This window comes from Sphingomonas albertensis, from assembly GCF_014358075.1.
In the GTDB taxonomy this organism is placed as follows: Bacteria; Pseudomonadota; Alphaproteobacteria; order Sphingomonadales; family Sphingomonadaceae; genus Sphingomonas; species Sphingomonas albertensis.
The window spans coordinates 1-23,902 of the sequence record NZ_JACONT010000003.1; the positions used below are offsets into that span (position 1 = coordinate 1).

A 23,902-nucleotide genomic window follows, 5' to 3' on the forward strand; every position below is an offset into this window, starting at 1 on the left:
TGGGCGTCTCGCGCGCGCTTTTTTGCCCCCCCGCGAAGGCGGGGGCCCAGACTGGACCCCCGCCTTCGCGGGGGAACACGTAGACGCGGGTTGCGGCTGGCTGCACTCCGCCGAACGCAACCCTTGGACTTCGATAGCTGAGGCTACCGGCTTCACCGTCGACCGCTCCGACGCAAACTGGCGCACGCAGTGGCGCGACCTCGGCTTTTCGCCGGAAGACCAGGTATCCTCCACCGACGCATACTCAGCCTGGAACGAGCGCGCGCTCGCCGCCATCGAAGGCCCCGACCGCCCCCTATCCGACTTCATCGCTCCGAATGACCCATGGCGCCCGAAAATCGACGCGATCTCCGGATACGCCAATGGCGCGAACCTGGCCCAAGTCTCGCTCCACGACTGGGCAGCGTACGAAGACGCCTCCACAGACGACAACTGGACGGTGAAGGAAGGCTACGGCACGCTAGTCGCCAGTCGAGCCGTTGGCCTGAACATCCGCCTCTCGACCGCGGTAATGCGCATTGATCACAGCGGCCGCCGCCTAAAGCTCGACACCCCCGCCGGCACGATCGAGGCGGACCACGTCATCGTCTGCGTCCCCACGACCGTTCTCGCGAAGTCGCAGATCGTGTTCGACCCGCCCCTGCCCGACAAGCATGCCGCCGCTGCCGACCTCCCGCTCGGGCTTGCGGACAAGGTGTTCCTCCATGTCGACCGGCCCGAATGGCCAACCAACGCGCATCTGGTCGGCAATCCGTACACCGCGTGCACCGCCAGCCACCGCCTGTCGCCTTTTGGCTGGCCGATCGTCGAAAGCTTCTTCGGCGGCGATTGCGCGGAAATGCTGGAGGACGGCGATGCCGCGCAGTTCGCGATCGACGAACTCGTCGGCCTGCTCGGCAGCGACTGGCGCAAGCGCTTCACGCCGCTGGCCGCGACCCGCTGGCGTCACGAACCTTATATCGGCGGCAGCTACAGCCACGCGCGCGTTGGTCGGGCCGGGCAACGCACCGTCCTCGCCGCCTCGGTTGACGGCCGCATCCACTTCGCCAGCGAGGCGTGCCACCCGTTCGATTTCTCGACTGCGCACGGCGCCTATGCAACCGGCGTCACGGCGGCCCGCGCAGTCATTGGCGAGCCCGTAACGATCGCATAAGGAACGCCGATGGGCTTCCTCCGCATCTTCGCCAAGATCGTTTTCCTGTTCGTGTTGGTCACGGTCGCCTGGGTCGGGCTGTACCGGTTCGTGCCGGTGCCGTTCACCTGGACCATGATGGGCGACGTGATCGCGGGTCGCGGCGTCACCAAGGATTGGATGCCGCTATCGGAGATGGATCCGGACATGGCGCGCGCGGCGATTGCCGGCGAGGATTCGCGGTTCTGTTCGCATCACGGCTTCGATTTCAAGGCGATCGCGGGGGCGGCGGCGCGCAATGCGCAGGGCGGGCGGATTCGCGGCGGCTCGACGATCAGCCAGCAGACCGCGAAGAACGCGTTCCTGTTCCAGGGCGGCGGCTATGTCCGGAAGGCGTTCGAGGCGTATTTCACGGTGCTGATCGAGGCGCTGTGGCCGAAGCGGCGGATCATGGAGGTATATCTCAACATCGCCGAGACCGGGATCGGGACGTATGGCGCGAACGCTGGGGCGATCCGGTATTTCAATCACGACGCGTCGCGGCTTTCGCCGACCGAGGCCGGGCGGATCGCCGCGGTATTGCCCATGCCGAAGAAGCGGGCTGCGATCGATCCGCATGGGTTCGTGCGGCGGCACGGGAATACGTTGTCGCGGCGGGTTTCGGTGGTGCGCAACGATGGGTTGGATGGGTGTCTGCGATCCTGACCACTACCACCCATCATCACGTTACTACCCCGGCGCAGGCCGGGGCCCAGTTGGAAAGGTTGCTGTGATGGAGCATCGCGCTCAATCAGTCACGTCCACCAACTGGACCCCGGCGTTCGCCGGGGTGAATTCTAGCTTCGACCTTGCCTTACCTTGTTCTCCCGCGAAGGCGGGAGCCCAGACTGGGTCCTCGCCTTCGCAGGGAGACAAGCTACCTGTGATTACTCCGTCGACTTCTCGACCGCGTCGCCGGCCTTGTCCGCCGCACTGCCTACGCTCTTCGCGGCCGACGTAATCGCGGCGTCCTTGCTGTTTTGCGCGCCTTGGCGGCTGAACAAATAGTACCCGCCGATCAGCACCGCGATCAGCAGGACGATACCGATCAGCATGCCGCTGCCGCCGCTGCGGCGTTCGATGATCGTGGTGTGGGTGGTCGGCGTTTCGACGATGCGCTCTTCGGCCATTTTACTCTCCCTGATTACTGAAGAGCGCAACGCCGACCGAATAGCGATTGTTCCCGCGCCGAAACGACCAGCGCGCCCTATCAGCCGATGCCGCGGACCAAGCCCGCGTCGGTCGTGGCAGGGGCCACGCCGGCCGGTCTTGTGCGTCTCGCCACCAGAGCGGCGTGGCACTACGACTCAGAACGGCAGCTTGAAGCCCGGTGGCAGCTGCAACCCACTAGTCATCTTCGACATTTCGCTGCCCGACACCGCATCCGCCTTCGCGCGGGCGTCGTTGAACGCGGCGGTCAGCAGGTCCTCGAGCATCTGCTTCTCGCTCACCTGCATCAGCGAATCGTCGATCGCGATGTTGATGATGCGGCCCTTGGCGGAGGCCTTCACCTTGACGAGGCCGCCGCCGGACGCGCCCTCGACCTCGATCGTGTCGAGATTGGCCTGCGCCTTTTCGAGCTCGCTCTGGACGTTCTGCGCCATGGCGAGGATTTCATCGATATTCTTCATGCATTGCTCCTTTGACCGGGCCACGATTCGAGCTGGGCGTCCGGAAACGCTGCCACCGCGGCCTTCATGATGGGGGATTCGAGAATGGCCTGGCGCACCGCGGCGTCCGCAGAGTCCTGCGCCTCGCGCAATGTCGGCTCGCCGGGGGCATCGACGATCGAGACCTTCCACGCCGTCCGCGTCACCGTCTTCAATAGCGTGTTCAGCTCGGCGAGCGTGTCGGCCGAGACCGGGCGGCTGCCGCTGAGCGCGAACTCGGGCGGCGCATAGCTTACGACGCGCGCGCCGTGACGTAGGCGCGCGGCGATAGCGAGGCCGCCCGATTCGTCGAGCAGATCGACCAGCGCCTCGAACGTCGGCGGCAGGATCGGTCCGGTCGTCACCGGTTCGGGCGCCTTCGCAGCGGATGCCGCGTTCCAGGGCGGCGCTTCGCCGGACGGAGGCGCAGGTGGCGGCATTGGCGGTGACGACGGTGTCGCTGAGGGCGCCGCGCCACTGGCAATCTGACGCGCGAGTTCGCCGGGATCGGGCAGCGTCGAGGCGTAGATCGCGCGCAGCAGCGCCATCTCCGCCGCCTCGATCGGCAGCGCCGCCTTGGCGACCTCGTCATGGCCCTTGAGAAACAGCTGCCATAGGCGGTGGAGCGCGGGGTAGCCGAGCGATGCCGCCCATTCCGCGCGCGCCGCGCGCTCCTCCATCGGCTGCGCGGCATCGGGCGGGGTGCCGACCTTGGTCAGCGTGATGCCGTGGACGGTTTCGAGCAGCGATCGGAGCACCGACAGCGGGTCGACGCCGTAATCATATTGGCGGCGCATCGAGGCGAGCGCCCCTGCCCCGTCGCCCGCGAGGATCAGCGTCAGCAGGTCGCGCACCGCGCCGCGATCGGACAGGCCGAGCATCTGGCGCACTGCGTCCGCCGTCACGCCACCACCTTCGAGCCCGGCATGCGCGATCGCCTGGTCGAGGATCGACAGGCCGTCGCGCGCGGAGCCCTCGGCGGCGCGCGCGATCAGCATCAGCGCCTCGGGATCGGCGACGACGCCCTCTTGCTCGGAAACCCAGGCGAAGTGCTTCGACAGCTGTTCGGCGGAGATACGGCGGAGGTCGAAGCGCTGGCAGCGCGAGAGGACCGTCACCGGCACCTTGTTCACTTCGGTCGTCGCGAACAGGAATTTTACGTGGGGCGGCGGTTCCTCCAGCGTCTTCAGCAGCGCGTTGAACGCGTTCTTCGACAGCATGTGGACTTCGTCGATGATGTAGATCTTGAAGCGCGCGGTGACCGCCGAATAGCGCGACGCGTCGATGATCTCGCGAACGTCGTCGACGCCGGTGTGGCTGGCGGCGTCCATCTCGATCACGTCGATATGGCGGCCCTCCGCGATCGCGCGGCACGGCTCGCAGACGCCGCAGGGGTCGATCGTCGGACCGCCGTGCCCGTCGGGACCGATGCAGTTGAGCGCCTTGGCGATGAGGCGCGCGGTCGATGTTTTGCCGACGCCGCGGACGCCGGTCATCAGGAATGCGTGGGCGAGCCGGTCGCGCTTGATCGCGTTGCCGAGCGTCTGGACCATCGCGTCCTGGCCGATCAGCTCCGAAAAGGTCTGCGGACGGTATTTGCGGGCAAGCACGCGATAGGCGGCGTCTGGCGCTTTGGCCGGCTGCGGGGGTTCGCCGAGGTCGAAGGAATCTGACATTGCGGTCGATATAGGCGGTTTGGGGGGCGGTGTCGAAGGGCTAGCGAACCCTTTCTGTTCCCACGCGGACGCAGAGGTCTAGGGTTAGGGCTGCTATCGGTTTTTTAAGAATGAGAAGTGCGCTGCGGATGAGCCGCATCGTCAGACGGCGCTTTGCGTCGATGGCCGCGCTCATGTGAGCTTGCTGACATTCGCGGTGGGAGCCGGGACGACCCGTGGCTTAGTCGTTGTGGCTGCTTCCTTCCGGATCTGACCAAGTTGGCGACGACCACGTCCGCCCGACTCCCGCGGCGCATATGGCGGGGTCGGGCGGGATGATCAAGCCGCTTTAGGAGCGGGCTCGGTCTTAGCGGCGAACGCGAACCGTACGGCAGACGCGCTGGCGGTGATGGTTGCGGTAGACGTTGCGGCAAACCTGGCGCGTGCGCACGGCGTGACGACGATAGCCCGGGCGGTTGCCGTTGTGACGCACGACGGTGCGCTCATGGACGACGGTGCGCTGTGCCGAGGCTTCGGCAGCGATGCCGACCGGTGCGAGCCCAGTGAGCGCGACGAGACCGGCGGCGGCGAGGGTGAACAACTTCATGATAATCTCCTACTGGGTCCGAACTATGCTGAGTCCTGCGACCTGTGTTAATAAACGAGGCTCGATCGTTACGGTTCCGTATCAACCCCAGAATTGAGTACGCCGAGTTCAGCGGCGGAAGCAGCGACGAACCGGTCCGTAATAGCCACGCTCGATCCGGCATACGACGCGCGAGCGGCCGTAACCGCGCGGTCCGCGATAGCCATAGCCGCCGTCACGATAACCGCCGCGGTAGCCGCGATAGCCATGACGCGGACCGTCCCATCCACGACGGCCGTGCCAGCCGCGGTTACCACGCGGCCCATGCCAGCCGGGGCCGCCGCGTGGGCCATCCCAGCCATGACGCTGCGCATCGGCGGGTGCAGCGGCGAAAACGGTTCCCGCGGCCAAGGCGCCAGCGGCGAACATTGCGATGATCTTCATGTTCGGTACTCCTCTCAAGACCTCGTACATTGAGGCGATGAGCGGATAATCCGCTTCCGGCCGTGCACGTTCCATGAACCGGCCGTTGTCTTCCTGTAAGCTTTACTGACTAGTAAGACTGGCTTAACCGGGGATCCGCACGATCAATCCGTCGAGCGCATCGGTCAGCCGGATCTGGCAGGCGAGCCGACTGGTACGGGTCGCGTTGTGCGCGAGGTCGAGCATATCCTCCTCGTCCTCGCTCGCGGGCGGCAGTCGGGCGAAATCGGCGGGTTCGACGATGACGTGGCAGGTCGCGCAGGAGAGCTGGCCTTCACAAGTGCCTTCGAGTGGCTGGTTATGCGTCTGGGCGGCATCGAGCAGGCGATCGCCGGGGTTTGCGGCGACCGTGGTCGCGGTGCCGTCGCGGGCGATGAAGCGGACGATCATGGCCATTGCGCCTCGGCTGCGGCGACGATCGCATCGATGGCGTCGCGGAGTTCTTTTTCGGTGGTGTCTCGGCCGAAGCCCAGGCGGATGCTGGAGCGCGCCTGCGCCTCGGTGAGGCCGATCGCGCGGAGGACGTGGCTGGAGCGGCCGGAGCCGCTGGCGCAGGCGGAACCGGCGGAGAAGGCGATGTCGCGTAGGTCGGACATCAGGCGATTCACGTCGAGGCCGGCGCGGCGGATATTGAGGTTGCCGTGGTAGCGGTGATTGGTAGAGCCGTTGATCGTCCAGTCGGGGCCGAGGCGGTCGAGGGCCAGCGACCAGAGGCGATCGATGTGCGCGGCATCCTGATCCTTGCGGTCGGCCATGAGTTGCGCGGCGACGCCGAAGCCTGCGCAGAGGGCTGGCGACAGCGTGCCGGAGCGGCCGGGGGCTTCCTGCCCGCCGCCGTGCATCAGCGGGGCCAGGTCGATGCCGTCTCGGATCCAGAGTGCGCCGATGCCCTTGGGGCCGTGGATCTTGTGTGCCGAGATGGCGACGAGGTCGACGGTGTCTGGAATCGGGATGCGGCCATAGCCCTGGACCGCGTCGCAGAGCATCAACGCGCCGGCTGCGTGGGCGGCGTCGGCGAGCGCGGCGATCGGCTGTATGACGCCGATCTCGTTGTTGACGAGCATCGTGGCGACTACGCCGGTGCCGGTGGGGATCGCGGCGCGGGATGTGTCGGGGTCGACTGGCGTAAATCGACTTTCGACTTCCCCCCTCCCTGGAAGGGAGGGGCTGGGGGTGGGTTGGCAAGCTTTTGCCGCCGACGTTCGATCATACGGAAGCCGACCCACCCCCGACCCCTCCCTTCCAGGGAGGGGGGAAGAGTCGTGCTGACTGCCGGCACCTCGACTGTCGCTCCCACCAAGGCCGTCTGCGCCGACTGGGAGGATCGTGACGTGGCGCCCCATCGCCGCTTCGGCCGCGACGGTGTCGAGTACCGCCGCGTGTTCGGTAGCCAGCGTCACGATCGGACCGGTCGTACCCTTGATCGCCCAGTTGAGCGCCTCGGTCGCGCCGCTGGTGAAGGCGACGCGGCCGCCGGGGGGGAGCAGTGCGGCGATCTGATCGCGCGCGACTTCGACGGCGGCCTTCGCGCGGCGGCCTTCGCGGTGGGGGGAATGCGGGTTGGCGTGCTGCGATTCGAGCCAGGGGAGCATTGCGGCGAGTGCTTCGGGCGCGAGCGGTGTGGTCGCCTGGTAGTCGAGATAGGTCATACGGCTCGACTTATGTCCTGGGCGATGCGCGTCCAGGCTTCGGCGAACTTGGCCACGTCGTCAGGCCTTGTGGTCCAGCCGAAGCTGACGCGGACGACTTCGGCAGCGGCTTGCGCAGAATAGCCCATCGCCGCGAGGACGTGGCTGGGGCGCATGCTGCCGGACGAACAGGCGCTGCCGGCGGAGACGGCGAACCCGGCCATGTCGAGGCGGATCAACTGCGCGGCTGAACTTACGCCGGGCATGCGGTAGGAGGCTATCGTGGGGATGCGGGGGGCGTTTTGCGCGACGATCTCGCCGCCGCCTGCGAGGATGGCTTCGTCGAGCTTGGCGCGGCGATCGGCCATGTCGGCGAACCAGTCGTTGGGGGCCTCCAGCGCGGCGGCGAACCCCAGCGCGCCGGGGAGGTTCTCGGTACCGCCGCGATAGCCGCGCTCCTGCCCGCCGGTCGGGTCGAGCAGGCCGAGATCGCGAACCAGCAGCGCGCCGATGCCGGGAGGGCCACCCAGCTTGTGCGCGGAGACGATGATGAGGTCGGCGTCGGGGAGCGGGAGCTTGCCGGCGGTCTGCGAGCAATCGGCTATCCAGAGGCCGGCAGGTCGATCCTGGAGAACGCCGGTTTCGCTGTTCGCGGATTGCAGCGCGATCGCCTGTGCGCCCTCCCCGTTCACGACGATACCGCATCCGTCGACCCCCAGCATAACCGGCTGTTCCGCCGCGCGAAGAACCGCATCGTGCTCGATCGCTGCCACGCCGATACCCGGCCTGCCGCGCAGCGCCAGCGCCGCGGACTCGCTCGCGCCACTCGTCAGGATCACGTGATGCGACCAGTCCAGCGCCTTGGCGATCCGCTTCCGCGCGTCCTCCAGCGCCGCCCTCGCCGCGCGCCCCTCGGCATGCGGCGAGGACGGGTTCGCCCAGCGCGCCATGCCTTCCATCACTGCCGCGGTTGCCTCGCGGCGCATCGGCGTGGTGGCGGCGTGATCGAAGTAGATGCGGGAGTCGTTGCGGGACAGGGTCGGTTCCAATTGCGAAAACGGGCGTTCAGCCTATATAATGCAGATCACCCCGCACTCCACCCGAGTGCGTATCCCAGCTCGCGAGTGCCCATGCCAGAAGTCATTTTCCCCGGTCCCGAAGGCCGTCTCGAAGGTCGTTTTGCGCCGGGTCCGCGTCCGCGTGCGCCCGTCGCGATGATCCTCCACCCCCATCCGTCGGCCGGTGGTACGATGAACAACGCGATCGTACAGCAGCTTTACAAGACCTTCCAGCGGCGTGGCTTCGCGACATTGCGGTTCAACTTTCGCGGTGTCGGCAAGAGCCAGGGCGTGTTCGACAACGGCGTCGGCGAATTGTCGGATGCGGCGAGCGCGCTCGATTGGGTGCAGAGCTTCCATCCCGAGGCGCAGACGACCTGGATCGCCGGCGTCAGCTTCGGCGCGTGGATCGGCATGCAGCTGCTGATGCGTCGTCCGGAGATCCGCGGGTTCATCTCGGTCGCACCACCGGCGAACCTGTACGACTTCACCTTCCTGGCGCCGTGTCCGTCGAGTGGGATCATCATCCAGGGCGAGGCCGACGAGGTTGCGACGCCAGGTGCTACGCAGAAGCTGGTGGATAAGCTGCGGACGCAGAAGCACATCACGATCCATCATGATACGATCCCGAAGGCTAACCACTTCTTCGAGCATGAGATGCCGGAGCTGATGGGGTCGGTGGACAAGTATCTCGACATGCGCCTCGACCCGAACTCGCCGATCCGGTGAACTCCTTCTCCCCTCGGGGAGAAGGTGGCGCGTGAGCGTTGGATGAGGGGGAGTTGGGGATCGATACGCTCTCCCCAACTCCCCTCACCCTCCCACCGCAAGAGCGGCGGGCCCCTCCCTCTCCCCGAAGTGAAGAGGGCTTTTTAGTCAGAGCGTCCAGATCGCCACGTTGCCCAGCAGCACCGCGGCCATCACCAGCATCAGCACGCCTTTCCTGCGATCGCGCTTCTTCACGATCAGCGTGATGCCGCCGATCAGGCAGGCGAACATCCCCAGCATGGCGATGGCGGGCGCCGCGGCGGCGATCGAGGTCAGTGCGGGATTCATGCGGCCATTGCCTTTGCGTAAGCAGCAAGATCGACGTTGCCGCCGGACAGGATGACGAGCAGGCCGGGTTCGAGCTTTACCTTGCCAGCCAGCACCGCGGCCAGCCCGACCGCGCCGCCCGGCTCGATCACCAGGCGCAGTTTCTCCGCGGCCCAGCGCTGCGCCGCTGCGATCTCCGGTTCGCTGACCGCTACGCCGGTCGCGTCGCGGCGGGAGAGGACGTCGAAGGTCAGTGGCGATACGCGCAAGGTCTGGAGCGAGTCGCAGGCAGTCGGCGGTGGGTTGGGGCCGACCGGCTCGATCCACGATGCTTCCAGGGAGCGGCGCATGTCGTCCCAGCCTTCGGGTTCGACGATGGTGATCGCGCTGTCCTTCAAGGCCAGCGCGATGCCGGCCGACAATCCACCACCACCGCACGGTATGACGACGCGGCTCGGCACGCCCAGCCCGAGCGCCGCCATCTGCGCTGCCGCCTCGATCCCCGCACTCCCCTGCCCCTCGATGATCCACGGGTCGTCGAAGCTCGGGACCAGCGTTGCGCCGCGCGCCTCGGCCAGCCCTGCGGCGATCGTCTCGCGGCTTTCGGTGGCGCGGTCGTAGATCACCACCTCCGCGCCCAGTGCCAAGGTCGACTCGCGCTTCAGTCGCGGCGCATCCGACGGCATCACGATCGTCGCCGCGATGCCTAGCCGCTTGGCCGCCCAAGCGACACCCTGCGCATGATTGCCCGACGAGAACGCGACGACGCCTTTTTTCCGCGTCACCTCGTCCAAGGCGGTGAGCCGATGCCATGCGCCGCGAATCTTGAAGGCGCCGATTGGTTGCAACGACTCGGCCTTGAATGCGACCGGTACGCCCTTGATTTCACTGACGAACAACGGCGTCGGCGGGAGTATCCGCGCGATCTTCTCCGCGGCGTCCCGTACCCCCGCCCGCGTTGGCTGTCGCAAAATCGTCACACACTGGCTCCTATGCGCCCAACCCTATTTACATGGGGGGCAAGCGACCGTAGATCGCCCTTCCGCTGCCCCATGGGACTTCCAACCGCAAGGCAGTGTTTTCGTAATTTGTCTCAGGACATTGGAGGTCCCTTGAATTGGTCAAGCATCATATCGCGCTGGGGTTAGCGAAAGCCCATTCGACCGCCGACACCTCCCGCATCGGGAGCGGCATCGACATCGCTAAAGGGCGCCCGGTCAACCCGGTAACGCTCGTTCGTCCGCACGCTGCTGCGCGCGCCGCTCGGTTCTTCGTCGAGAAGTTTCCGGGTCGCTCGATGTATGCGGTGAAGGCGAACCCGTCTCCCGAACTCCTGCAGATCCTGTGGGACAACGGCATCACGCATTACGACGTGGCGTCGATCGCCGAAGTGCGCCTGGTCGCACGGACGCTCCCCGAGGCTACGCTGTGCTTCATGCACCCGGTCAAGGCCGAGGAAGCCATCGCCGAAGCGTATTTCACGCACGGCGTCCGCACCTTCAGCCTCGACAGCCTCGAAGAGCTCGACAAGGTCGTTCGCGCTACTCGCGAAGCCACTGACCTGACGCTCTGCGTGCGCCTGCGCGTGTCGTCGGAGCATTCGAAGCTGAGCCTCGCGTCGAAGTTCGGTGCGGCCCCGCACGAAGCCAAGGAGCTGCTGTTCGCGGCCCGCCAGGCTGCGGACGCACTCGGCATCTGCTTCCATGTCGGATCGCAGGCGATGACCCCGGAGGCCTATTCGAACGCGATGGAGCGCGTCCGTGCGGCGATCGTCGAGGCGGCGGTCACGGTCGACGTCATCGACGTCGGCGGCGGCTTCCCGTCCTCGTATCCCGGCATGGAGCCCCCGCCGCTCGAGCATTTCTTCGAGACGATCCACCGTGCGTTCGAATCGCTGCCCGTCAGCTATTCGTCCGAACTGTGGTGCGAACCGGGCCGGGCGCTTTGCGCGGAATATTCGTCGATCATCGTGCGCGTCGAAAAGCGTCGCGGGACCGAGCTGTATATCAACGACGGCGCGTATGGCGCGCTGTTCGATGCGGCGCATATCGGCTGGCGTTTTCCGACCGAACTGCTCCGCGAGCCTGACAGCCGTGCGAAGGACATGGAGTTCAGCTTCTATGGTCCGACGTGCGACGACATGGACTATATGGTCGGCCCATTCATGCTGCCCGCGGACACGCAGGCTGGCGATTACATCGAGATCGGCATGCTCGGCGCGTATGGCTCGGCGATGCGGACCGCGTTCAACGGGTTCGGATCTGACGAGACGGTGATCGTCACCGACGAGCCGATGGTCTCGCTGTATGACGAACGGTTCCAGGACCTCGCGTCGAACGTCGTCAAGCTGTAACCAACACTCAGTAATCGTTCGCTCTTCGTCTTCCCTTCCCGCATGCGGGAGGGGACCGAGGGGTGGGCGCGCGTTTTCCACATTCGGCGCGTTCGCGGTGAGCGGGCGCCCACCCCCTAGCCCCCTCCCGCAGGCGGGAGGGGGGATCAGGAGAAATTAGACATGACCGAAGACACCCGCATCGACGCGCAGCGCAAGGCGGAACTCCTTTCGACCACCGTCGAGCATATCGACATCACCAGCTTCGACGCGCGGCCGATCGTCGACGCGATGAAGAAGATGTCGTTCACCAGCCGCGATCTCGGCCGTGCGACCGACATCTACAACCAGATGCTGGCCGACAAGGACTGCACGATCTTCCTCGTGATCGCGGGCTCGACGAGCGCCGGCGGTTGCATGGACCTGTATGCCGAGCTGCTGCGCAACAACATGATCGACGGCATCGTCGCGACCGGCGCGACGATCGTCGACATGGATTTCTTCGAGGGCCTCGGCCACAAGCATTATCAGGCGCTCGAAGTGCCGCACGACGACGTGCTGCGCTCGCTGATGATCGACCGGATCTACGACACCTATATCGACGAGGAAGAGCTCCAGCACGTCGACCACACGATCTTCGAGATCGCCGAGACGCTCGAGCCGCGCGCCTATTCGAGCCGCGAGTTCATCCGCGAGATGGGCAAGTATCTCGTCGAGCACGGCAAGAAGGAAAACAGCCTCGTCAAGCTCGCCTACGAGCATGACGTGCCGATCTTCTGCCCGGCGTTCGTCGACTCGTCGGCGGGCTTCGGCCTGGTCAAGCATCAGGTCGACGCAGTGAAGGCGGGCAAGCCGTACATGGTCCTCGACGCGATCGCCGACTTCCGCGAGCTCACCGAAATCAAGATCAAGGCAGGCACCACGGGCCTGCTGATGATCGGTGGCGGTGTGCCGAAGAACTTCATCCAGGACACCGTCGTCTGCGCCGAGATCCTCGGTCACGACGACGTCCAGGTCCACAAGTACGCGGTGCAGATCACGGTTGCCGACGTGCGCGACGGTGCTTGCTCGTCGTCGACGCTGCAGGAAGCGGCTTCGTGGGGCAAGGTGAACACGGGCATCGAGCAGATGGTGTTCGCGGAGGCCGGCTCGGTCATGCCGTTGCTGGCGTCGGACGCGTATCATCGTGGTCTTTGGAAGGACCGCCCGGTCCGCAAGTGGGGCGCGAGCTTCGACAAGGCCTGAGGCTACTTCGCTGATCCTCCCCTGCAAGGGGGAGGTGGCGCGAAGCGGCGGAGGGGGAGGCGGCGATAACGCCCGTTTGCCCTTTCCTCCCCCTCCGTCAGGCAAGCGCCTACCACCTCCCCCTGGCGGGGGCGGATTAGAGATACCGTTGCCCCCTCCGGGCAATTGATGCAGCCTCCTCTGGATAACCGGGGGAGGCTTTTTCATGCACAGTGATATCCTGCAACCGATGGTCGTGCTGATCGCGTGGACGCTCGTGATGCTGGGCTGGACGCTCGCGACGCGGTTGCCGGCGATGAAGGCGGCCGGCGTCGATATGGGCAAGCTCGTCGGCACCAAGGCGTCCGATGCGGATCGATCGCTGCCTCCGCAGGTGCAGTGGAAGGCGCACAACCACAATCACCTCATGGAGCAGCCGACGCTGTTTTACGCGGTCTGCGCCGTTCTCGCGCTGAGCGGCACGGGCAGCGGCGTCAACGCCTGGATCGCCTGGGCCTATGTCGGACTGCGGATCGCCCATAGCCTTGTCCAGGCGACCAGCAACCGCGTCCGCGCGCGCTTTCTGTTTTTCATGGTGTCGAGCCTGATGCTCGTCGCGCTTACGCTGCACGCCGCACTCGCCGTGTTTTGAGACAACGACGATAACGCGCACGAATAATTGCCGATTACGGCGCACGCCCCTCCCCCAACGCAGTTCGATCGTCTAGTATTTCGGCATGACTTTCGATCGCCGTTCGCTCCTCACCCTCCCTCTCGCCGCCGGGCTGACGCTTCCTGCATTCGCGCGGAGTGGTGCACAGTTCACCGCCGCTCAACCGCGGGCTATGGATGTGCCGATGTGGCCGCCCGCCGAGCGATTCGCGCTGTGGCCCGGTATCCCGCAGGGGGCGCCGAACCCCCTGCCGATCCCTCAGCCGCGCATGCCGCGTTATCCCGACGGCTATCGCGATTTCCAGATGCGCGGGGTGCTGCGCGCCGAGGTCGGCGTGTTCCGCCCGGCTCGTCCCGACGGTCGGGCGATGTTGATCGTGCCCGGCGGCGGCTACTCGATCACGTCGCTGCGCAACGAGGGGATCGACGTCGCGCGCGTGCTGAATGGTTTCGGAATCACCGCGTTCGTGCTCAGCTACCGCCTGCCGGGCGAAGGCTGGGCCGACCGCGCCGATGTCCCGCTCGCCGACGCGCAGCGCGCGATGCGGCTGATCCGTGCCAATGCGCGCGCCTATGGGATCAGGGCGGAAAAGCTTGGCGTGCTTGGCTTTTCGGCGGGCGGACATCTGGCAGGATCGGTGGCCGTGCTGCACGATTTCAAGGCCTATCGTCCGATCGATGCCACAGACCGGCATTCGGCGCGCCCCGCCTGGGCCGGGCTCATGTATGCGGTCTCGAACATGGATCCAGGCCGGAGCCATGGCGGATCGCGCGCCAACCTGCTGGGCCCCGATCCCCTGCCGGCGGTACAAGCACGCTTCGCGATCGACCGGCAGTTAAAGGCTGGCGATCCGCCGCTGTTCCTGGTCCATGCCGAGGACGACACCACCGTGCCGGTCGCGAACAGCGTCGACACGCTGGCCGCCGCACGCCGCGCCGGCATCCCGGTGGAAGCGCATTTCCTCCAGCACGGCGGCCACGGGTTCGGCACGCGCCTGTCGCCGCGTTCGCCTGGATCGTTATGGCCGCAATTGTTCGATCGCTGGATGGGCGAACTCGTCTCGGGGTGACGATGTAGGCCAGCATGACGGACCTATATGTGCCGGCTGACGTTGATCCCGAAAAGCCAGGAGAGCGCGATGACCCGTCCGCATGCCCAACCCCGCGACGTGTTCCATGAAAATGGCGAGGTGATCATCGACGGGCCGGACGGGGAGATCATTGCGATGACGCCCGAAGCCGCGCTGCGGACCGCCGGGCGGCTGGATGAGGCGGCGCTCGATGAACTGATCGCGCGGGCGCAGCGATCAAGTACTTCGAACTAGACTTGCTCAGCGGGGCGCGAGGACCAATCCGCCGTCGGGTTGCGTCACGACCGTTACGTCCCGATAGTCGATGATCCGTACATGCCGCGCGGCGAGATCATGCGCCGCGCCGTGGGTGGCGGTAATGACCAGCACGTCTGCTCCTGCCGCCTCGCCTGCGGTGATTCCGGCGGCGGCGTCTTCGAACACGAGGCAATCCCTGGCCGCGACGCCGAGACGTTCGGCAGCGACGAGGAAGCAATCAGGCGCGGGTTTGCCGTTGGGGATGTCGTCGGCGGCGATCATGGTGGCGGGGATCGGCAGTCCGGCGGCCTTGAGGCGGACCTCAGCCAGCGCGCGCGGGGCCGAGGTGACGATCGTCCAGCGTTCGGGCGGCAGGCTCGCGAGGAAGGCGGCGGCACCGGCGATCGGTTCGATGTCATCGACGTCCACCATCTCGGCCGCGGTGATCGCTGCGGCTTCGGCGACGGGGTCGACGCCGAGGAGGTTCAGGCGGCGGACGGTCTCGACCGATTGCACGCCGTGGATCGTCGGCACGAACGTCGCGGCGTCGAGGCCGTGCGCGATCGCCCATTTGGTCCAGGTGCGCTCGGCCGACGCGATCGAGGTGAGAATCGTGCCGTCCATGTCGAACAGGAACGCGGCGTAGCTGCGGGTCGGGAGGGTCATGCGGGTGCTTGTGAGGGAGGGTTGGATATTGGGCAAGGCGGTTTGGTTCAGCGCTCCGCACCACCCCGGCAATCTACCACACCGGCGAAGGCCGGGGCCCAATTGGCATGTCCGAGGTAATGGCGCGCCGCCCTTAATCAGAATCGTCCCCCAATTGGGGCCCGGCGTTCGCCGGGGTGGTGGCAGTCTGATAGTGACGGCAGCAAAAACCTGCCACACAAAGAAAAGGCCGCTCCGGTTTCCCGAAGCGGCCTGTATTCCTGCATCAAGCTAAAGCTTAGATGTCGTCGCCGAGTGCGCCCTTGACGCTGCCCTTGACGTTCTGCGCAGTGCCCTTGGCCTGCTGCGCTTCGCCTTCGGCTACCAGCTTCTCGTTGTCGGTCGCCTTGCCGACGGCTTCCTTGACGTTGCCTGCAACCTTGTTGCCTGCTGCTGCGACCTTGTCGGTGAACTCGCCCATCAGAGCCTCCACTTGCTTTTGCGGACCCGCCAACCGGGCCGCTTGAACTTGCTAAGGTATAACGGCCGTCTTTACCGTGGGTTCCGTGACGTTTGCGTCATGACCTGCTTTGCGATCAGCCGGGTCAGATCAACCCCGCCAATGGGCTCGAAGGATCGGCATAGCGACGCTGGCCCATACGCCCGGCGCGGTACGCGAGGCGCCCCGATTCGACCGCCGCCTTCATCGCCGCCGCCATCATCAGAGGGTCCTTCGCCTCGGCGATCGCGGTGTTCATGAGCACCCCATCGCAGCCGAGCTCCATCGCCACCGCCGCATCGGACGCGGTGCCGACGCCGGCGTCGACCAGCACGGGCACCCCTGCCCCCTCGACGATCAGGCGGATCGTCACGCGGTTCTGGATTCCGAGGCCCGAGCCGATCGGTGCGCCCAGCGGCATGATCGCGACCGCGCCTGCATTCTCGAGGCGCTTGGTGGCGATCGGATCGTCGACGCAATAGACCATCGGCTTGAAGCCTTCATTGGCAAGGATCTCGGTCGCGCGCAACGTCTCGACCATGTCGGGATAGAGCGTCTTCGCCTCGCCGAGCACTTCGAGCTTTACCAGCTCCCAGCCGCCCGCCTCGCGCGCCAGCCGCAACGTGCGAATCGCCGATTCGGCATCGAAGCAACCCGCGGTATTGGGGAGGTAGGTGATCTTCTTCGGGTCGATGAAGTCGGTCAGCATCGGCGCGTTGCGATCCGACACGTTGACGCGGCGGACGGCGACGGTGACGATCTCCGCGCCCGACGCCTCGACCGCGGCGGCGTTCTGCGCGAAATCCTTGTACTTGCCGGTGCCGACGATCAGCCGAGACGTGAAGGTCTGGCCTGCGACGGTCCAGCTGTCCTCATGGTCGCCACCACCGACGAAGTGGACGATCTCGAGGTCGTCACCGTCCTCGACCATGACGTCGGCCAGCGTCGAGCGCGGCACGACCTCCATGTTGCGCTCGACCGCGATCTTCTCGGGTACGAGGCCGAGTTCGGTCGCGAGTCCCGCGAGGCTCAACCCGGCAGTGACACGCTTGTGTTCGCCGTTGACGGTAATGGAGACGGTACCATCGGAGTGGGGCATGCAAAACTTTCCGTTCGTTTCGAGCCCCTCGACATGGCTCGGGACAGGCTGATCGAGAAACCACCCGTCCGCTGCCGGTCTCATATCTCGACTTCGCTCGACACGAACGGGTAAGGGTGGGACGACGCATATAGGGGGTCGTTTGCAGCCCCCGCAACCAGGAGCTGCCCTTGCCAGATACCGTCACTGCGACAGTGTTCGTCCTGAACGGCCCCAACCTCAATTTGCTGGGAACGCGCGAGCCGGAGATCTATGGCGATGAGACGCTCGACGATATCGCCGGGATGCTGGAGGATCGCGCCCGCGAGCTCGACCTGGAGATCGACATGCGCCAGTCGAATCACGAGGGGCACCTCGTCGACTGGCTGCACGAGGCGCAGGCGCGCGGGGCAAAGGCCGTGATCCTCAACGCGGGTGCGTTCACGCATACCTCGGTCGCGGTGCACGACGCGATCAAGGGCGTGAAGACGCCGGTGATCGAAGTGCATCTTTCCAATCCCCACAAGCGTGAATCGTTCAGGCATGTGAGCCTGGTCGGCCAGGCGGCGAAGGGCACGATCGCCGGTTTCGGCGCGCTTTCGTATCTGCTCGCGCTTGAAGCCGTCGCACGGTTCTGACAGGAGGCCCCGCCATGAACGATACAACCGAAAACACCGGTGCGATGCAGGTCGATGTGACCCTGGTGCGCCAGCTCGCCGAACTGCTCGACACCACGCAGCTGACCGAGATCGAAGTCGAGGACGGCTCGCGCCGCATTCGCGTCGCGCGCAAGGCCGCCCAAGCTGCCCCCGTCGCGCATTACGCGCCGGCGCCCGCTCCGGCCCCTGTCTCGGCACCGCTGTCGATCCCGCAGGCCGAGGTCGGCGCGTCCGCTCCGGCGATCAGCGCTAGCGCGGTCAAGTCGCCGATGGTCGGCACCGTCTATCTCGCCGCCAACCCCGAGGCGAAGCCGTTCTCGACGGTCGGCCAGAAGGTCAACGCCGGCGACACGCTGCTGATCATCGAGGCTATGAAGGTGATGAACACGATCGTAGCGCCGTCGGCCGGCACCGTGACCGCGATCCTGGTCGAGAACGGCCAGCCGGTCGAGTTCGACCAGCCGCTGGTCGTGGTCGAATAATGCCGCAAATCAAGAAGCTGCTAATCGCGAATCGCGGCGAGATCGCGCTGCGGATCCACCGTGCCTGCCACGAGATGGGCATCAAGACGGTCGCGGTGCACTCGACCGCCGACGCCGACGCGATGCACGTGCGGCTCGCCGACGAGGCGATCTGCATCGGACCGCCGTCGGCCGCGGACAGCTATCTGAACATCCCGAACATCATCTCGGCGGCAGAGATCAGCGGCGCCGACGCGATCCATCCGGGCTACGGTTTTCTCAGCGAGAACGCGCAGTTCGCCGAGATCGTCGAGCTGCACAACATCCTTTTCGTCGGGCCCAAGCCCGAGCACATCCGCACGATGGGCGACAAGGTCCAGGCGAAGCGCACCGCGGGCGCGCTCGGGTTGCCGCTCGTCCCCGGTTCGGACGGCGCAATCAGCGACATTGCCGAGGCAAAGGCGATCGCCGAGTCGATCGGCTATCCGGTGATCATCAAGGCGGCATCGGGCGGCGGTGGTCGCGGGATGAAGGTTGTCAACGATGCCGACGATCTCGAAACGCAGATGCAGCAGGCCGGCAGCGAGGCGAAGGCCGCGTTCGGCGACGCCACCGTCTACATGGAAAAATACCTCGGCAACCCGCGGCATATCGAATTCCAGATCTTCGGCGACGGTGAGGGTAACGCGATCCACCTGGGAGAGCGCGACTGCTCGTTGCAGCGCCGCCACCAGAAGGTGCTCGAGGAAGCCCCCTCGCCGATCATCACCGCCGAAGAACGCGAACGGATGGGCGGGATCGTCGCCAAGGCGATGGCCGACATGGGCTATCGCGGCGCGGGGACGATCGAGTTCCTGTGGGAAGCGGGCGAATTCTACTTCATCGAGATGAACACCCGGCTTCAGGTCGAACATCCGGTGACCGAGATGATCACCGGCCTCGATCTCGTTCGCGAACAGATCCGCGTCGCCGAGGGGCATCCGCTGACGCTGCGCCAGGAAGACGTGCAGTTCCGCGGCCATGCGATCGAATGCCGCATCAACGCCGAGGACCCGCGTACCTTCGCGCCGTCGCCGGGGCTGGTGAAGGTGTATCATGCGCCGGGCGGGATGCATGTGCGCGTCGATAGCGGGCTGTATGCGGGGTACCGCGTGCCGCCTTACTACGACTCGATGATCGCCAAGCTGATCGTCTACGGGACGACTCGGCAGGGTGCGCTGCGGCGGTTGCGGCGTGCGCTTGAGGAGATGGTGATCGAGGGCGTCACGACGACGATCCCGCTGCACCGTGCGCTGCTCGACGATCCCGAGTTCCAGGAAGGCGCGTACACGATCAAGTGGCTGGAAGAATGGTTAGCCAAGCAGGGGGCGTAAGCGCCTGACTTCCCCCCTCCCTGGAAGGGAGGGGCCGGGGGTAGGTCGGCTCGGGGCGGGCCGGACATTCCCTCGAAACCGACCCACCCCCTACCCCTCCCTTCCAGGGAGGGGAGTTTTGACGGAGCATTCGTGAAGGCGACGATCTACCACAACCCGCGTTGCTCCAAGTCCCGCGAGGCGCTCGCCCTGCTGCAGGAGGCAGGAGCGGATGTCGCCATCGTCGAATATCTGAAGAACCCTCCGTCCCGCGCGGAGCTCGTCCGCCTTTACGATCGGGCAGGCATGACACCGCGCCAGGGCCTTCGCATGGCAGAGGATGGCGCCAAGTCGGTCAAGCACGGCGACGCCGAGGCGATCCTCGAGGCGATGATGATCGATCCCTTGCTGATTGAGCGCCCGCTGGTCGAGACCGACAAGGGCGTCCGGCTCGGACGCCCGATCGCGCGGCTGCACGAAATCCTGTGATCGGCTCCCCTGCCCTTGGATTGCGCACGCACCGGCCAGGTGCCGCAATTTCGGGCAGTGAAATCAACGATATTCCGCGGTTGCCCGAGGGCGCCGCGGCTGGCACGCTTGGTGCAAGGCGCCCTTCAGGGCGAACGGCTCGCTCGCAAGGGCGAGGGTTTCAACAATCGGGGGCGTACCTGTGAAAAAGATCGAAGCCATCATCAAGCCGTTCAAGCTGGATGAGGTGAAGGAAGCGCTGCACGAGATCGGCGTGAGCGGCATCACCGTGACCGAGGCCAAGGGCTTCGGCCGGCAGAAGGGCCACACCGAGCTGTACCGCGGCGCGGAATATGTCGTCGACTTCCTGCCCAAGGTGAAGCTCGAAGTCGTCGTCGAGGACGGGCTCGCGCAACGCGTCGTCGAGGCGATCGCCGCGGCTGCTCAGACCGGCCGGATCGGCGACGGCAAGATCTTCGTCATTCCGGTTGAGAGTGCGCTTCGCATTCGCACCGGCGAGCGCGACGATGACGCAATCTAGTTTTTAGTCCCGCATATTGCGTTGACGACGAGTGATGACATCGTCATTTGACGCGGCGCAACATTGTGTGGAAATCTCAACCCATACCGCAATTAGATTCCCCGCATGACGTGGGCGAAGTCTCAAAAACGAAGGGCAAGCATCATGGCGAATTCGGCCTCCGACGTTCTCAAGATGATCAAGGACCAGGAGATCGAGTGGGTCGATCTGCGGTTCACCGATCCCAAGGGCAAGTGGCAGCATCTGACGATGGTCGCGAGCCTGATCGGCGAAGACGAGCTGACCGACGGCCTGATGTTCGACGGCTCGTCGATCGAGGGCTGGAAGGCGATCAACGAGAGCGACATGACGCTCAAGCCCGATCTCGACGCGGTCTATGTCGATCCGTTCTCGGCGACGCCGATGATGATCCTGATCTGTGACATCGCCGATCCGTCGACCGGCGAGCTGTATTCGCGCGATCCCCGCTCGACCGCCAAGCGCGCCGAGGCGTATCTGCTGACCACCGGCGTCGGCGACACCGTGTATGTCGGCCCCGAAGCCGAATTCTTCATGTTCGACGACGTCCGCTTCGAGAACAGCTATTCGACCAGCTACTACAAGATCGACGACATCGAGCTGCCGGGCAATTCGGGTCGCGAATATGAGGGCGGCAACCTCGGTCACCGTCCGCGCGCAAAGGGCGGCTATTTCCCGGTCGCACCGGTCGACTCGGCCGTCGACATCCGCGGCGAGATGGTCTCGACGATGATCGAGATGGGCCTACCCTGCGACAAGCATCACCACGAAGTCGCGGCCGCACAGCATGAGCTGGGCCTGACCTTCGGCACGCTGACGCAGACCGCGGATCGCATGCAGATCTACAAGTACGTCGTCCACCAGGTCGCGCATGCGTACGGCAAGACGGCGACGTTCATGCCCAAGCCGATCAAGGAGGACAACGGTTCGGGGATGCACACGCATTTCTCGATCTGGGACGGCAAGACGCCGCTGTTCGCCGGCAACGGCTATGCGGGCCTGAGCGACATGTGCCTGTATTTCATCGGCGGCATCATCAAGCACGCCAAGGCGGTCAACGCGTTCACCAACCCGTCGACCAACAGCTACAAGCGCCTCGTCCCCGGTTACGAAGCACCGGTGTTGCTCGCCTACTCTGCGCGCAACCGCTCGGCATCGTGCCGCATTCCGTACGGCACCGGCCCTAAGGCGAAGCGCGTCGAAGTGCGCTTCCCGGATGCGCTGGCCAACCCGTATCTCGCTTATGCGGCGCTGATGATGGCCGGCATGGACGGCATCCTCAACAAGATCCACCCGGGCGAGGCGATGGACAAGAACCTGTACGACCTGCCGCCGGCAGAGCTCGCACAGGTCCCGACCGTCGCGGGTTCGCTCCGCGAGGCGCTCGACTGCCTGCTTGCCGATCACGACTTCCTGCTGAAGGGCGACGTGTTCTCGAAGGATCAGATCGAGAGCTATGTCGAAATCAAGCGCGCCGAGGTCGCGCGCTGGGAGATGACGCCGAGCCCGGTCGAGTATGACATGTACTACAGCGGATAAGGCGCGACCACGCTCGCGCCGATCCGCGCAGCGGATATCCGCTGTCGGCCGGCGTCGCGAGTAGCGACGACCGACGGCGTGGCTTCGCCACGTCGCTGATTGATACAAGGGCGCCCGGAGCAATCCGAGCGCCCTTTTTCGTAGATCCTCCCCTGCAAGGGGGGGTGGCTGGCGCAGCCGGGAAGGCATACTGGCTGACCGTGCGATAGGAGCGCGAGCGGTAGAGGATATGGATCCCCGCCTGCGCGGGGATGACGATGGGGCTGGGAATGGGGGTTGGGAATGACGAAAAGGTATTGGCTCGAGTGCGTCCGCGCCGAGCTTGTTTCCCCGCGAAGGCGGGGATCCAGTCTGGGCTCCCGCCTTCGCGGGAGAACTGGAAGGAGTAGCCTCGGTTAACTTCGCGGGTGGGCTCCGATTGATCGACTGCTCCCGCCACCCATATCCCTCCCGAGAGACCTCCCCAAAACCCAAGGAACACCCGTGACCGAAGACAGCGGCAACAGCGCCGGACGCGCGATCCCGAGCGGTCGTCTCGCCCGCCTCGGCGTCTTCGGGAAACTCGCAGGCGGGGTCGCCGGCGGGGTAGTCGCCGAGGGCGCGCGTCGGCTTGCCAGCGGCGAACGCCCCAGGATTGGCGACCTCCTCCTCACCCCCGCCAACGCCACGCGAGTCGCCGACCAGCTCTCCCACCTCCGCGGTGCCGCGATGAAGCTGGGGCAGATGATCTCGATGGACGCGGGCGACATGCTGCCGCCCGAACTCGCGACGATCCTCGCGCGGTTGCGCAACAACGCACACCACATGCCGCCGCAGCAGCTCGACCGCGTGCTCGCCGCCGAATGGGGTAAGGACTGGCGCCGCCGTTTCGCGCATTTCCAGGCGCACCCGGTCGCTGCCGCCTCGATCGGTCAGGTCCATCGTGCTCGACTGCCGGATGGGACAGAGCTGGCGATCAAGGTCCAATATCCCGGCGTGAAGGAGAGCATCGACGCGGATGTCGACAACGTTGCGACGCTGCTCCGCGTGTCGGGGATGCTGCCCAAGTCGCTCGACATCGCGCCGCTGCTCGACGAGGCGAAGAAGCAGCTCCACGAGGAAGCCGATTACCTCCGCGAGGCGCAGATGCTCGCGCGCTACGGCGATCTGCTCGCCGACCAGCCACAGTTCGTCGTCCCCAAGCTCCATTCCGATCTCACCACGCCCCGCGTCCTCGCGATGAGCTTCGTGACCGGCGTTCCGGTCGAGACATTGGAGACCGCGCCGCAGGACGTCCGCGACCGCGTGATGCACGACCTGATCTCGCTCGTGCTGCGCGAACTGTTCGATTGGCGGCTGATGCAAACCGATCCGAACTTCGCCAACTATCGCTGGCAGCCCGAGACCGAGAAGCTGGTCCTGCTCGATTTCGGCGCCGCCCGCCCCCTGCCCGCCGAAACCGGCGAAGGCTATCGCCGACTCCTCGCCGCGGCGCTGGCGGGCGACCGCGATGCCGTACGCGAGGCCGCCATCGCCGCCGGGTTCCTCGGCGAAGCGGCGGTGCTGCAACACCGCGCGCTGGTCGACCGGATGATCGACGTGATCCTCGTCGAGCTCGCCAAGCCCGGTCCGTTCGACTTCGGCGACCGCGCATTCGTCGGCGTGCTGCGCGAACAGGGGACTGAGATCGCGCGCGACCGCGATACGTGGCACCTGCCGCCGATCGACACGCTGTTCGTCCAGCGCAAGATCAGCGGCACCGCGCTGCTCGCCGCGCGGTTGAAGGCGCAGGTCGACGTCCGCGCAATGGTCGCCGCCTATTGCGCGGACGATCGACCGTGA

Annotated in this window: 28 protein-coding genes and 1 other RNA gene; 15 read left to right on the forward strand and 14 right to left on the reverse strand. The window is 65.8% G+C overall.

Annotated elements, in window-relative coordinates; genetic code table 11:
- Positions 1 to 1,153 (forward strand): flavin monoamine oxidase family protein (locus H8S47_RS02185; RefSeq protein ID WP_187502308.1); only part of this gene is annotated, 1,153 nt, incomplete at its 5' end.
- A 9-nt stretch (positions 1,154 to 1,162) separates the two neighbouring features.
- Positions 1,163 to 1,837 (forward strand): monofunctional biosynthetic peptidoglycan transglycosylase, encoded by a 675-nt coding sequence (gene mtgA / locus H8S47_RS02190; protein WP_187502309.1) that lies wholly within the window; start codon positions 1,163 to 1,165, stop codon positions 1,835 to 1,837.
- A 221-nt stretch (positions 1,838 to 2,058) separates the two neighbouring features.
- On the opposite strand, the gene H8S47_RS02195 is transcribed toward mtgA, so the two are convergent.
- From H8S47_RS02195 to H8S47_RS02235, 9 genes are all read right to left on the reverse strand, one after another.
- The gene (locus tag H8S47_RS02195; RefSeq protein WP_187502310.1) at positions 2,059 to 2,301 is read right to left on the reverse strand and encodes a hypothetical protein; all 243 of its coding nucleotides are present in this window, start codon (positions 2,299 to 2,301) and stop codon (positions 2,059 to 2,061) included.
- 177 nt (positions 2,302 to 2,478) lie between these two features.
- Positions 2,479 to 2,802, reverse strand: coding sequence for a YbaB/EbfC family nucleoid-associated protein (locus H8S47_RS02200; RefSeq protein ID WP_187502311.1), 324 nt, complete (start codon positions 2,800 to 2,802; stop codon positions 2,479 to 2,481).
- Complete coding sequence (locus tag H8S47_RS02205) at positions 2,799 to 4,496, reverse strand: DNA polymerase III subunit gamma/tau (RefSeq protein WP_187502312.1); 1,698 nt, start codon at positions 4,494 to 4,496, stop codon at positions 2,799 to 2,801. The genes H8S47_RS02200 and H8S47_RS02205 overlap by 4 nt, the downstream gene beginning before the upstream one ends.
- A gap of 194 nt (positions 4,497 to 4,690) precedes the next feature.
- An RNA gene (gene ffs / locus H8S47_RS02210) (signal recognition particle sRNA small type) lies at positions 4,691 to 4,784 on the reverse strand.
- A gap of 58 nt (positions 4,785 to 4,842) precedes the next feature.
- On the reverse strand, positions 4,843 to 5,082 hold the full coding sequence (locus H8S47_RS02215; RefSeq protein WP_187502313.1) for a hypothetical protein: 240 nt from the start codon (positions 5,080 to 5,082) through the stop codon (positions 4,843 to 4,845).
- Positions 5,083 to 5,190: 108 nt separating this feature from the next.
- On the reverse strand, positions 5,191 to 5,505 hold the full coding sequence (locus H8S47_RS02220) for a hypothetical protein (protein ID WP_187502314.1): 315 nt from the start codon (positions 5,503 to 5,505) through the stop codon (positions 5,191 to 5,193).
- 123 nt (positions 5,506 to 5,628) lie between these two features.
- The gene (locus H8S47_RS02225) at positions 5,629 to 5,934 is read right to left on the reverse strand and encodes a 2Fe-2S iron-sulfur cluster-binding protein (RefSeq protein WP_187502429.1); all 306 of its coding nucleotides are present in this window, start codon (positions 5,932 to 5,934) and stop codon (positions 5,629 to 5,631) included.
- On the reverse strand, positions 5,931 to 7,193 hold the full coding sequence (locus tag H8S47_RS02230) for a cysteine desulfurase family protein (RefSeq protein ID WP_235982561.1): 1,263 nt from the start codon (positions 7,191 to 7,193) through the stop codon (positions 5,931 to 5,933). Before H8S47_RS02230 ends, H8S47_RS02225 begins: the two co-directional genes overlap by 4 nt.
- Positions 7,190 to 8,221 carry a cysteine desulfurase family protein gene (locus tag H8S47_RS02235; protein WP_268932969.1) on the reverse strand — a complete coding sequence of 344 codons (1,032 nt, stop codon included), beginning with the start codon at positions 8,219 to 8,221 and terminating at the stop codon, positions 7,190 to 7,192. Before H8S47_RS02235 ends, H8S47_RS02230 begins: the two co-directional genes overlap by 4 nt.
- Positions 8,222 to 8,302: 81 nt before the next feature.
- Between H8S47_RS02235 and H8S47_RS02240 the strand changes: the two genes are divergently transcribed.
- The gene (locus H8S47_RS02240) at positions 8,303 to 8,959 is read left to right on the forward strand and encodes an alpha/beta hydrolase (RefSeq protein WP_056048342.1); all 657 of its coding nucleotides are present in this window, start codon (positions 8,303 to 8,305) and stop codon (positions 8,957 to 8,959) included.
- A gap of 147 nt (positions 8,960 to 9,106) precedes the next feature.
- On the opposite strand, the gene H8S47_RS02245 is transcribed toward H8S47_RS02240, so the two are convergent.
- A complete protein-coding gene (locus H8S47_RS02245; RefSeq protein ID WP_187502315.1) occupies positions 9,107 to 9,286 on the reverse strand; it encodes a hypothetical protein in 180 nt (59 codons plus the stop codon).
- The gene (locus H8S47_RS02250; RefSeq protein ID WP_187502316.1) at positions 9,283 to 10,245 is read right to left on the reverse strand and encodes a threonine ammonia-lyase; all 963 of its coding nucleotides are present in this window, start codon (positions 10,243 to 10,245) and stop codon (positions 9,283 to 9,285) included. The genes H8S47_RS02245 and H8S47_RS02250 overlap by 4 nt, the downstream gene beginning before the upstream one ends.
- A gap of 137 nt (positions 10,246 to 10,382) precedes the next feature.
- Here H8S47_RS02250 and H8S47_RS02255 point away from each other — a divergent pair, with 137 nt between their 5' ends.
- The 5 genes from H8S47_RS02255 to H8S47_RS02275 all read left to right on the forward strand — a co-directional run bounded on the left by H8S47_RS02255 (position 10,383) and on the right by H8S47_RS02275 (position 14,818).
- Complete coding sequence (locus tag H8S47_RS02255; protein ID WP_187502317.1) at positions 10,383 to 11,618, forward strand: type III PLP-dependent enzyme; 1,236 nt, start codon at positions 10,383 to 10,385, stop codon at positions 11,616 to 11,618.
- A 162-nt stretch (positions 11,619 to 11,780) separates the two neighbouring features.
- Positions 11,781 to 12,842 carry a 1,9-bis(guanidino)-5-aza-nonane synthase gene (locus tag H8S47_RS02260; RefSeq protein ID WP_056048328.1) on the forward strand — a complete coding sequence of 354 codons (1,062 nt, stop codon included), beginning with the start codon at positions 11,781 to 11,783 and terminating at the stop codon, positions 12,840 to 12,842.
- A gap of 205 nt (positions 12,843 to 13,047) precedes the next feature.
- The gene (locus H8S47_RS02265) at positions 13,048 to 13,473 is read left to right on the forward strand and encodes an MAPEG family protein (RefSeq protein ID WP_187502318.1); all 426 of its coding nucleotides are present in this window, start codon (positions 13,048 to 13,050) and stop codon (positions 13,471 to 13,473) included.
- Positions 13,474 to 13,558: 85 nt separating this feature from the next.
- The gene (locus tag H8S47_RS02270) at positions 13,559 to 14,563 is read left to right on the forward strand and encodes an alpha/beta hydrolase (protein ID WP_187502319.1); all 1,005 of its coding nucleotides are present in this window, start codon (positions 13,559 to 13,561) and stop codon (positions 14,561 to 14,563) included.
- A 69-nt stretch (positions 14,564 to 14,632) separates the two neighbouring features.
- The gene (locus H8S47_RS02275) at positions 14,633 to 14,818 is read left to right on the forward strand and encodes a hypothetical protein (protein ID WP_214654896.1); all 186 of its coding nucleotides are present in this window, start codon (positions 14,633 to 14,635) and stop codon (positions 14,816 to 14,818) included.
- Positions 14,819 to 14,824: 6 nt separating this feature from the next.
- Here H8S47_RS02275 and H8S47_RS02280 read toward each other — a convergent pair whose 3' ends face one another.
- The 3 genes from H8S47_RS02280 to thiS form a co-directional block, all read right to left on the reverse strand.
- A complete protein-coding gene (locus H8S47_RS02280) occupies positions 14,825 to 15,487 on the reverse strand; it encodes an HAD-IA family hydrolase (RefSeq protein ID WP_187502321.1) in 663 nt (220 codons plus the stop codon).
- Positions 15,488 to 15,764: 277 nt separating this feature from the next.
- Positions 15,765 to 15,947: a CsbD family protein gene (locus H8S47_RS02285; RefSeq protein WP_056050734.1), complete on the reverse strand. Its 183-nt coding sequence runs from the start codon at positions 15,945 to 15,947 to the stop codon at positions 15,765 to 15,767.
- 124 nt (positions 15,948 to 16,071) lie between these two features.
- Positions 16,072 to 17,064 carry a sulfur carrier protein ThiS gene (gene thiS / locus H8S47_RS02290; protein ID WP_187502322.1) on the reverse strand — a complete coding sequence of 331 codons (993 nt, stop codon included), beginning with the start codon at positions 17,062 to 17,064 and terminating at the stop codon, positions 16,072 to 16,074.
- A gap of 170 nt (positions 17,065 to 17,234) precedes the next feature.
- Here thiS and aroQ point away from each other — a divergent pair, with 170 nt between their 5' ends.
- The 7 genes from aroQ to H8S47_RS02325 all read left to right on the forward strand — a co-directional run bounded on the left by aroQ (position 17,235) and on the right by H8S47_RS02325 (position 23,902).
- The gene (gene aroQ, locus H8S47_RS02295) at positions 17,235 to 17,681 is read left to right on the forward strand and encodes a type II 3-dehydroquinate dehydratase (RefSeq protein WP_398456663.1); all 447 of its coding nucleotides are present in this window, start codon (positions 17,235 to 17,237) and stop codon (positions 17,679 to 17,681) included.
- A 14-nt stretch (positions 17,682 to 17,695) separates the two neighbouring features.
- On the forward strand, positions 17,696 to 18,184 hold the full coding sequence (gene accB, locus H8S47_RS02300) for an acetyl-CoA carboxylase biotin carboxyl carrier protein (protein ID WP_107955192.1): 489 nt from the start codon (positions 17,696 to 17,698) through the stop codon (positions 18,182 to 18,184).
- Positions 18,184 to 19,536 (forward strand): acetyl-CoA carboxylase biotin carboxylase subunit, encoded by a 1,353-nt coding sequence (accC, locus tag H8S47_RS02305; RefSeq protein WP_187502323.1) that lies wholly within the window; start codon positions 18,184 to 18,186, stop codon positions 19,534 to 19,536. Before accB ends, accC begins: the two co-directional genes overlap by 1 nt.
- A gap of 132 nt (positions 19,537 to 19,668) precedes the next feature.
- On the forward strand, positions 19,669 to 20,004 hold the full coding sequence (locus tag H8S47_RS02310) for an arsenate reductase family protein (RefSeq protein WP_187502324.1): 336 nt from the start codon (positions 19,669 to 19,671) through the stop codon (positions 20,002 to 20,004).
- Positions 20,005 to 20,185: 181 nt separating this feature from the next.
- Positions 20,186 to 20,524: a P-II family nitrogen regulator gene (locus H8S47_RS02315; RefSeq protein WP_055875939.1), complete on the forward strand. Its 339-nt coding sequence runs from the start codon at positions 20,186 to 20,188 to the stop codon at positions 20,522 to 20,524.
- A gap of 144 nt (positions 20,525 to 20,668) precedes the next feature.
- Entirely contained in the window at positions 20,669 to 22,081 is a 1,413-nt protein-coding gene (gene glnA / locus H8S47_RS02320; RefSeq protein WP_187502325.1) for a type I glutamate--ammonia ligase, read from the forward strand.
- A 483-nt stretch (positions 22,082 to 22,564) separates the two neighbouring features.
- Positions 22,565 to 23,902 (forward strand): ABC1 kinase family protein, encoded by a 1,338-nt coding sequence (locus H8S47_RS02325; protein ID WP_187502326.1) that lies wholly within the window; start codon positions 22,565 to 22,567, stop codon positions 23,900 to 23,902.

What these genes read in the sequence shown, in the direction of transcription:
- H8S47_RS02260 (WP_056048328.1), top strand. Translation starts at nt 11,781, where the DNA reads ATGACCGAAGACACCCGCATCGACGCGCAGCGCAAGGCGGAACTCCTT.
- H8S47_RS02270 (WP_187502319.1), top strand. Translation starts at nt 13,559, where the DNA reads ATGACTTTCGATCGCCGTTCGCTCCTCACCCTCCCTCTCGCCGCCGGG.
- H8S47_RS02280 (WP_187502321.1), bottom strand. Translation starts at nt 15,487, where the DNA reads ATGACCCTCCCGACCCGCAGCTACGCCGCGTTCCTGTTCGACATGGAC.
- H8S47_RS02285 (WP_056050734.1), bottom strand. Translation starts at nt 15,947, where the DNA reads ATGGGCGAGTTCACCGACAAGGTCGCAGCAGCAGGCAACAAGGTTGCA.
- accB (WP_107955192.1), top strand. Translation starts at nt 17,696, where the DNA reads ATGAACGATACAACCGAAAACACCGGTGCGATGCAGGTCGATGTGACC.
- H8S47_RS02220 (WP_187502314.1), bottom strand. Translation starts at nt 5,505, where the DNA reads ATGAAGATCATCGCAATGTTCGCCGCTGGCGCCTTGGCCGCGGGAACC.
- thiS (WP_187502322.1), bottom strand. Translation starts at nt 17,064, where the DNA reads ATGCCCCACTCCGATGGTACCGTCTCCATTACCGTCAACGGCGAACAC.
- accC (WP_187502323.1), top strand. Translation starts at nt 18,184, where the DNA reads ATGCCGCAAATCAAGAAGCTGCTAATCGCGAATCGCGGCGAGATCGCG.
- H8S47_RS02205 (WP_187502312.1), bottom strand. Translation starts at nt 4,496, where the DNA reads ATGTCAGATTCCTTCGACCTCGGCGAACCCCCGCAGCCGGCCAAAGCG.
- H8S47_RS02225 (WP_187502429.1), bottom strand. Translation starts at nt 5,934, where the DNA reads ATGATCGTCCGCTTCATCGCCCGCGACGGCACCGCGACCACGGTCGCC.
- H8S47_RS02200 (WP_187502311.1), bottom strand. Translation starts at nt 2,802, where the DNA reads ATGAAGAATATCGATGAAATCCTCGCCATGGCGCAGAACGTCCAGAGC.
- H8S47_RS02275 (WP_214654896.1), top strand. Translation starts at nt 14,633, where the DNA reads ATGACCCGTCCGCATGCCCAACCCCGCGACGTGTTCCATGAAAATGGC.
- H8S47_RS02245 (WP_187502315.1), bottom strand. Translation starts at nt 9,286, where the DNA reads ATGAATCCCGCACTGACCTCGATCGCCGCCGCGGCGCCCGCCATCGCC.
- H8S47_RS02230 (WP_235982561.1), bottom strand. Translation starts at nt 7,193, where the DNA reads ATGACCTATCTCGACTACCAGGCGACCACACCGCTCGCGCCCGAAGCA.
- glnA (WP_187502325.1), top strand. Translation starts at nt 20,669, where the DNA reads ATGGCGAATTCGGCCTCCGACGTTCTCAAGATGATCAAGGACCAGGAG.
- H8S47_RS02240 (WP_056048342.1), top strand. Translation starts at nt 8,303, where the DNA reads ATGCCAGAAGTCATTTTCCCCGGTCCCGAAGGCCGTCTCGAAGGTCGT.
- H8S47_RS02265 (WP_187502318.1), top strand. Translation starts at nt 13,048, where the DNA reads ATGCACAGTGATATCCTGCAACCGATGGTCGTGCTGATCGCGTGGACG.
- H8S47_RS02215 (WP_187502313.1), bottom strand. Translation starts at nt 5,082, where the DNA reads ATGAAGTTGTTCACCCTCGCCGCCGCCGGTCTCGTCGCGCTCACTGGG.
- H8S47_RS02195 (WP_187502310.1), bottom strand. Translation starts at nt 2,301, where the DNA reads ATGGCCGAAGAGCGCATCGTCGAAACGCCGACCACCCACACCACGATC.
- mtgA (WP_187502309.1), top strand. Translation starts at nt 1,163, where the DNA reads ATGGGCTTCCTCCGCATCTTCGCCAAGATCGTTTTCCTGTTCGTGTTG.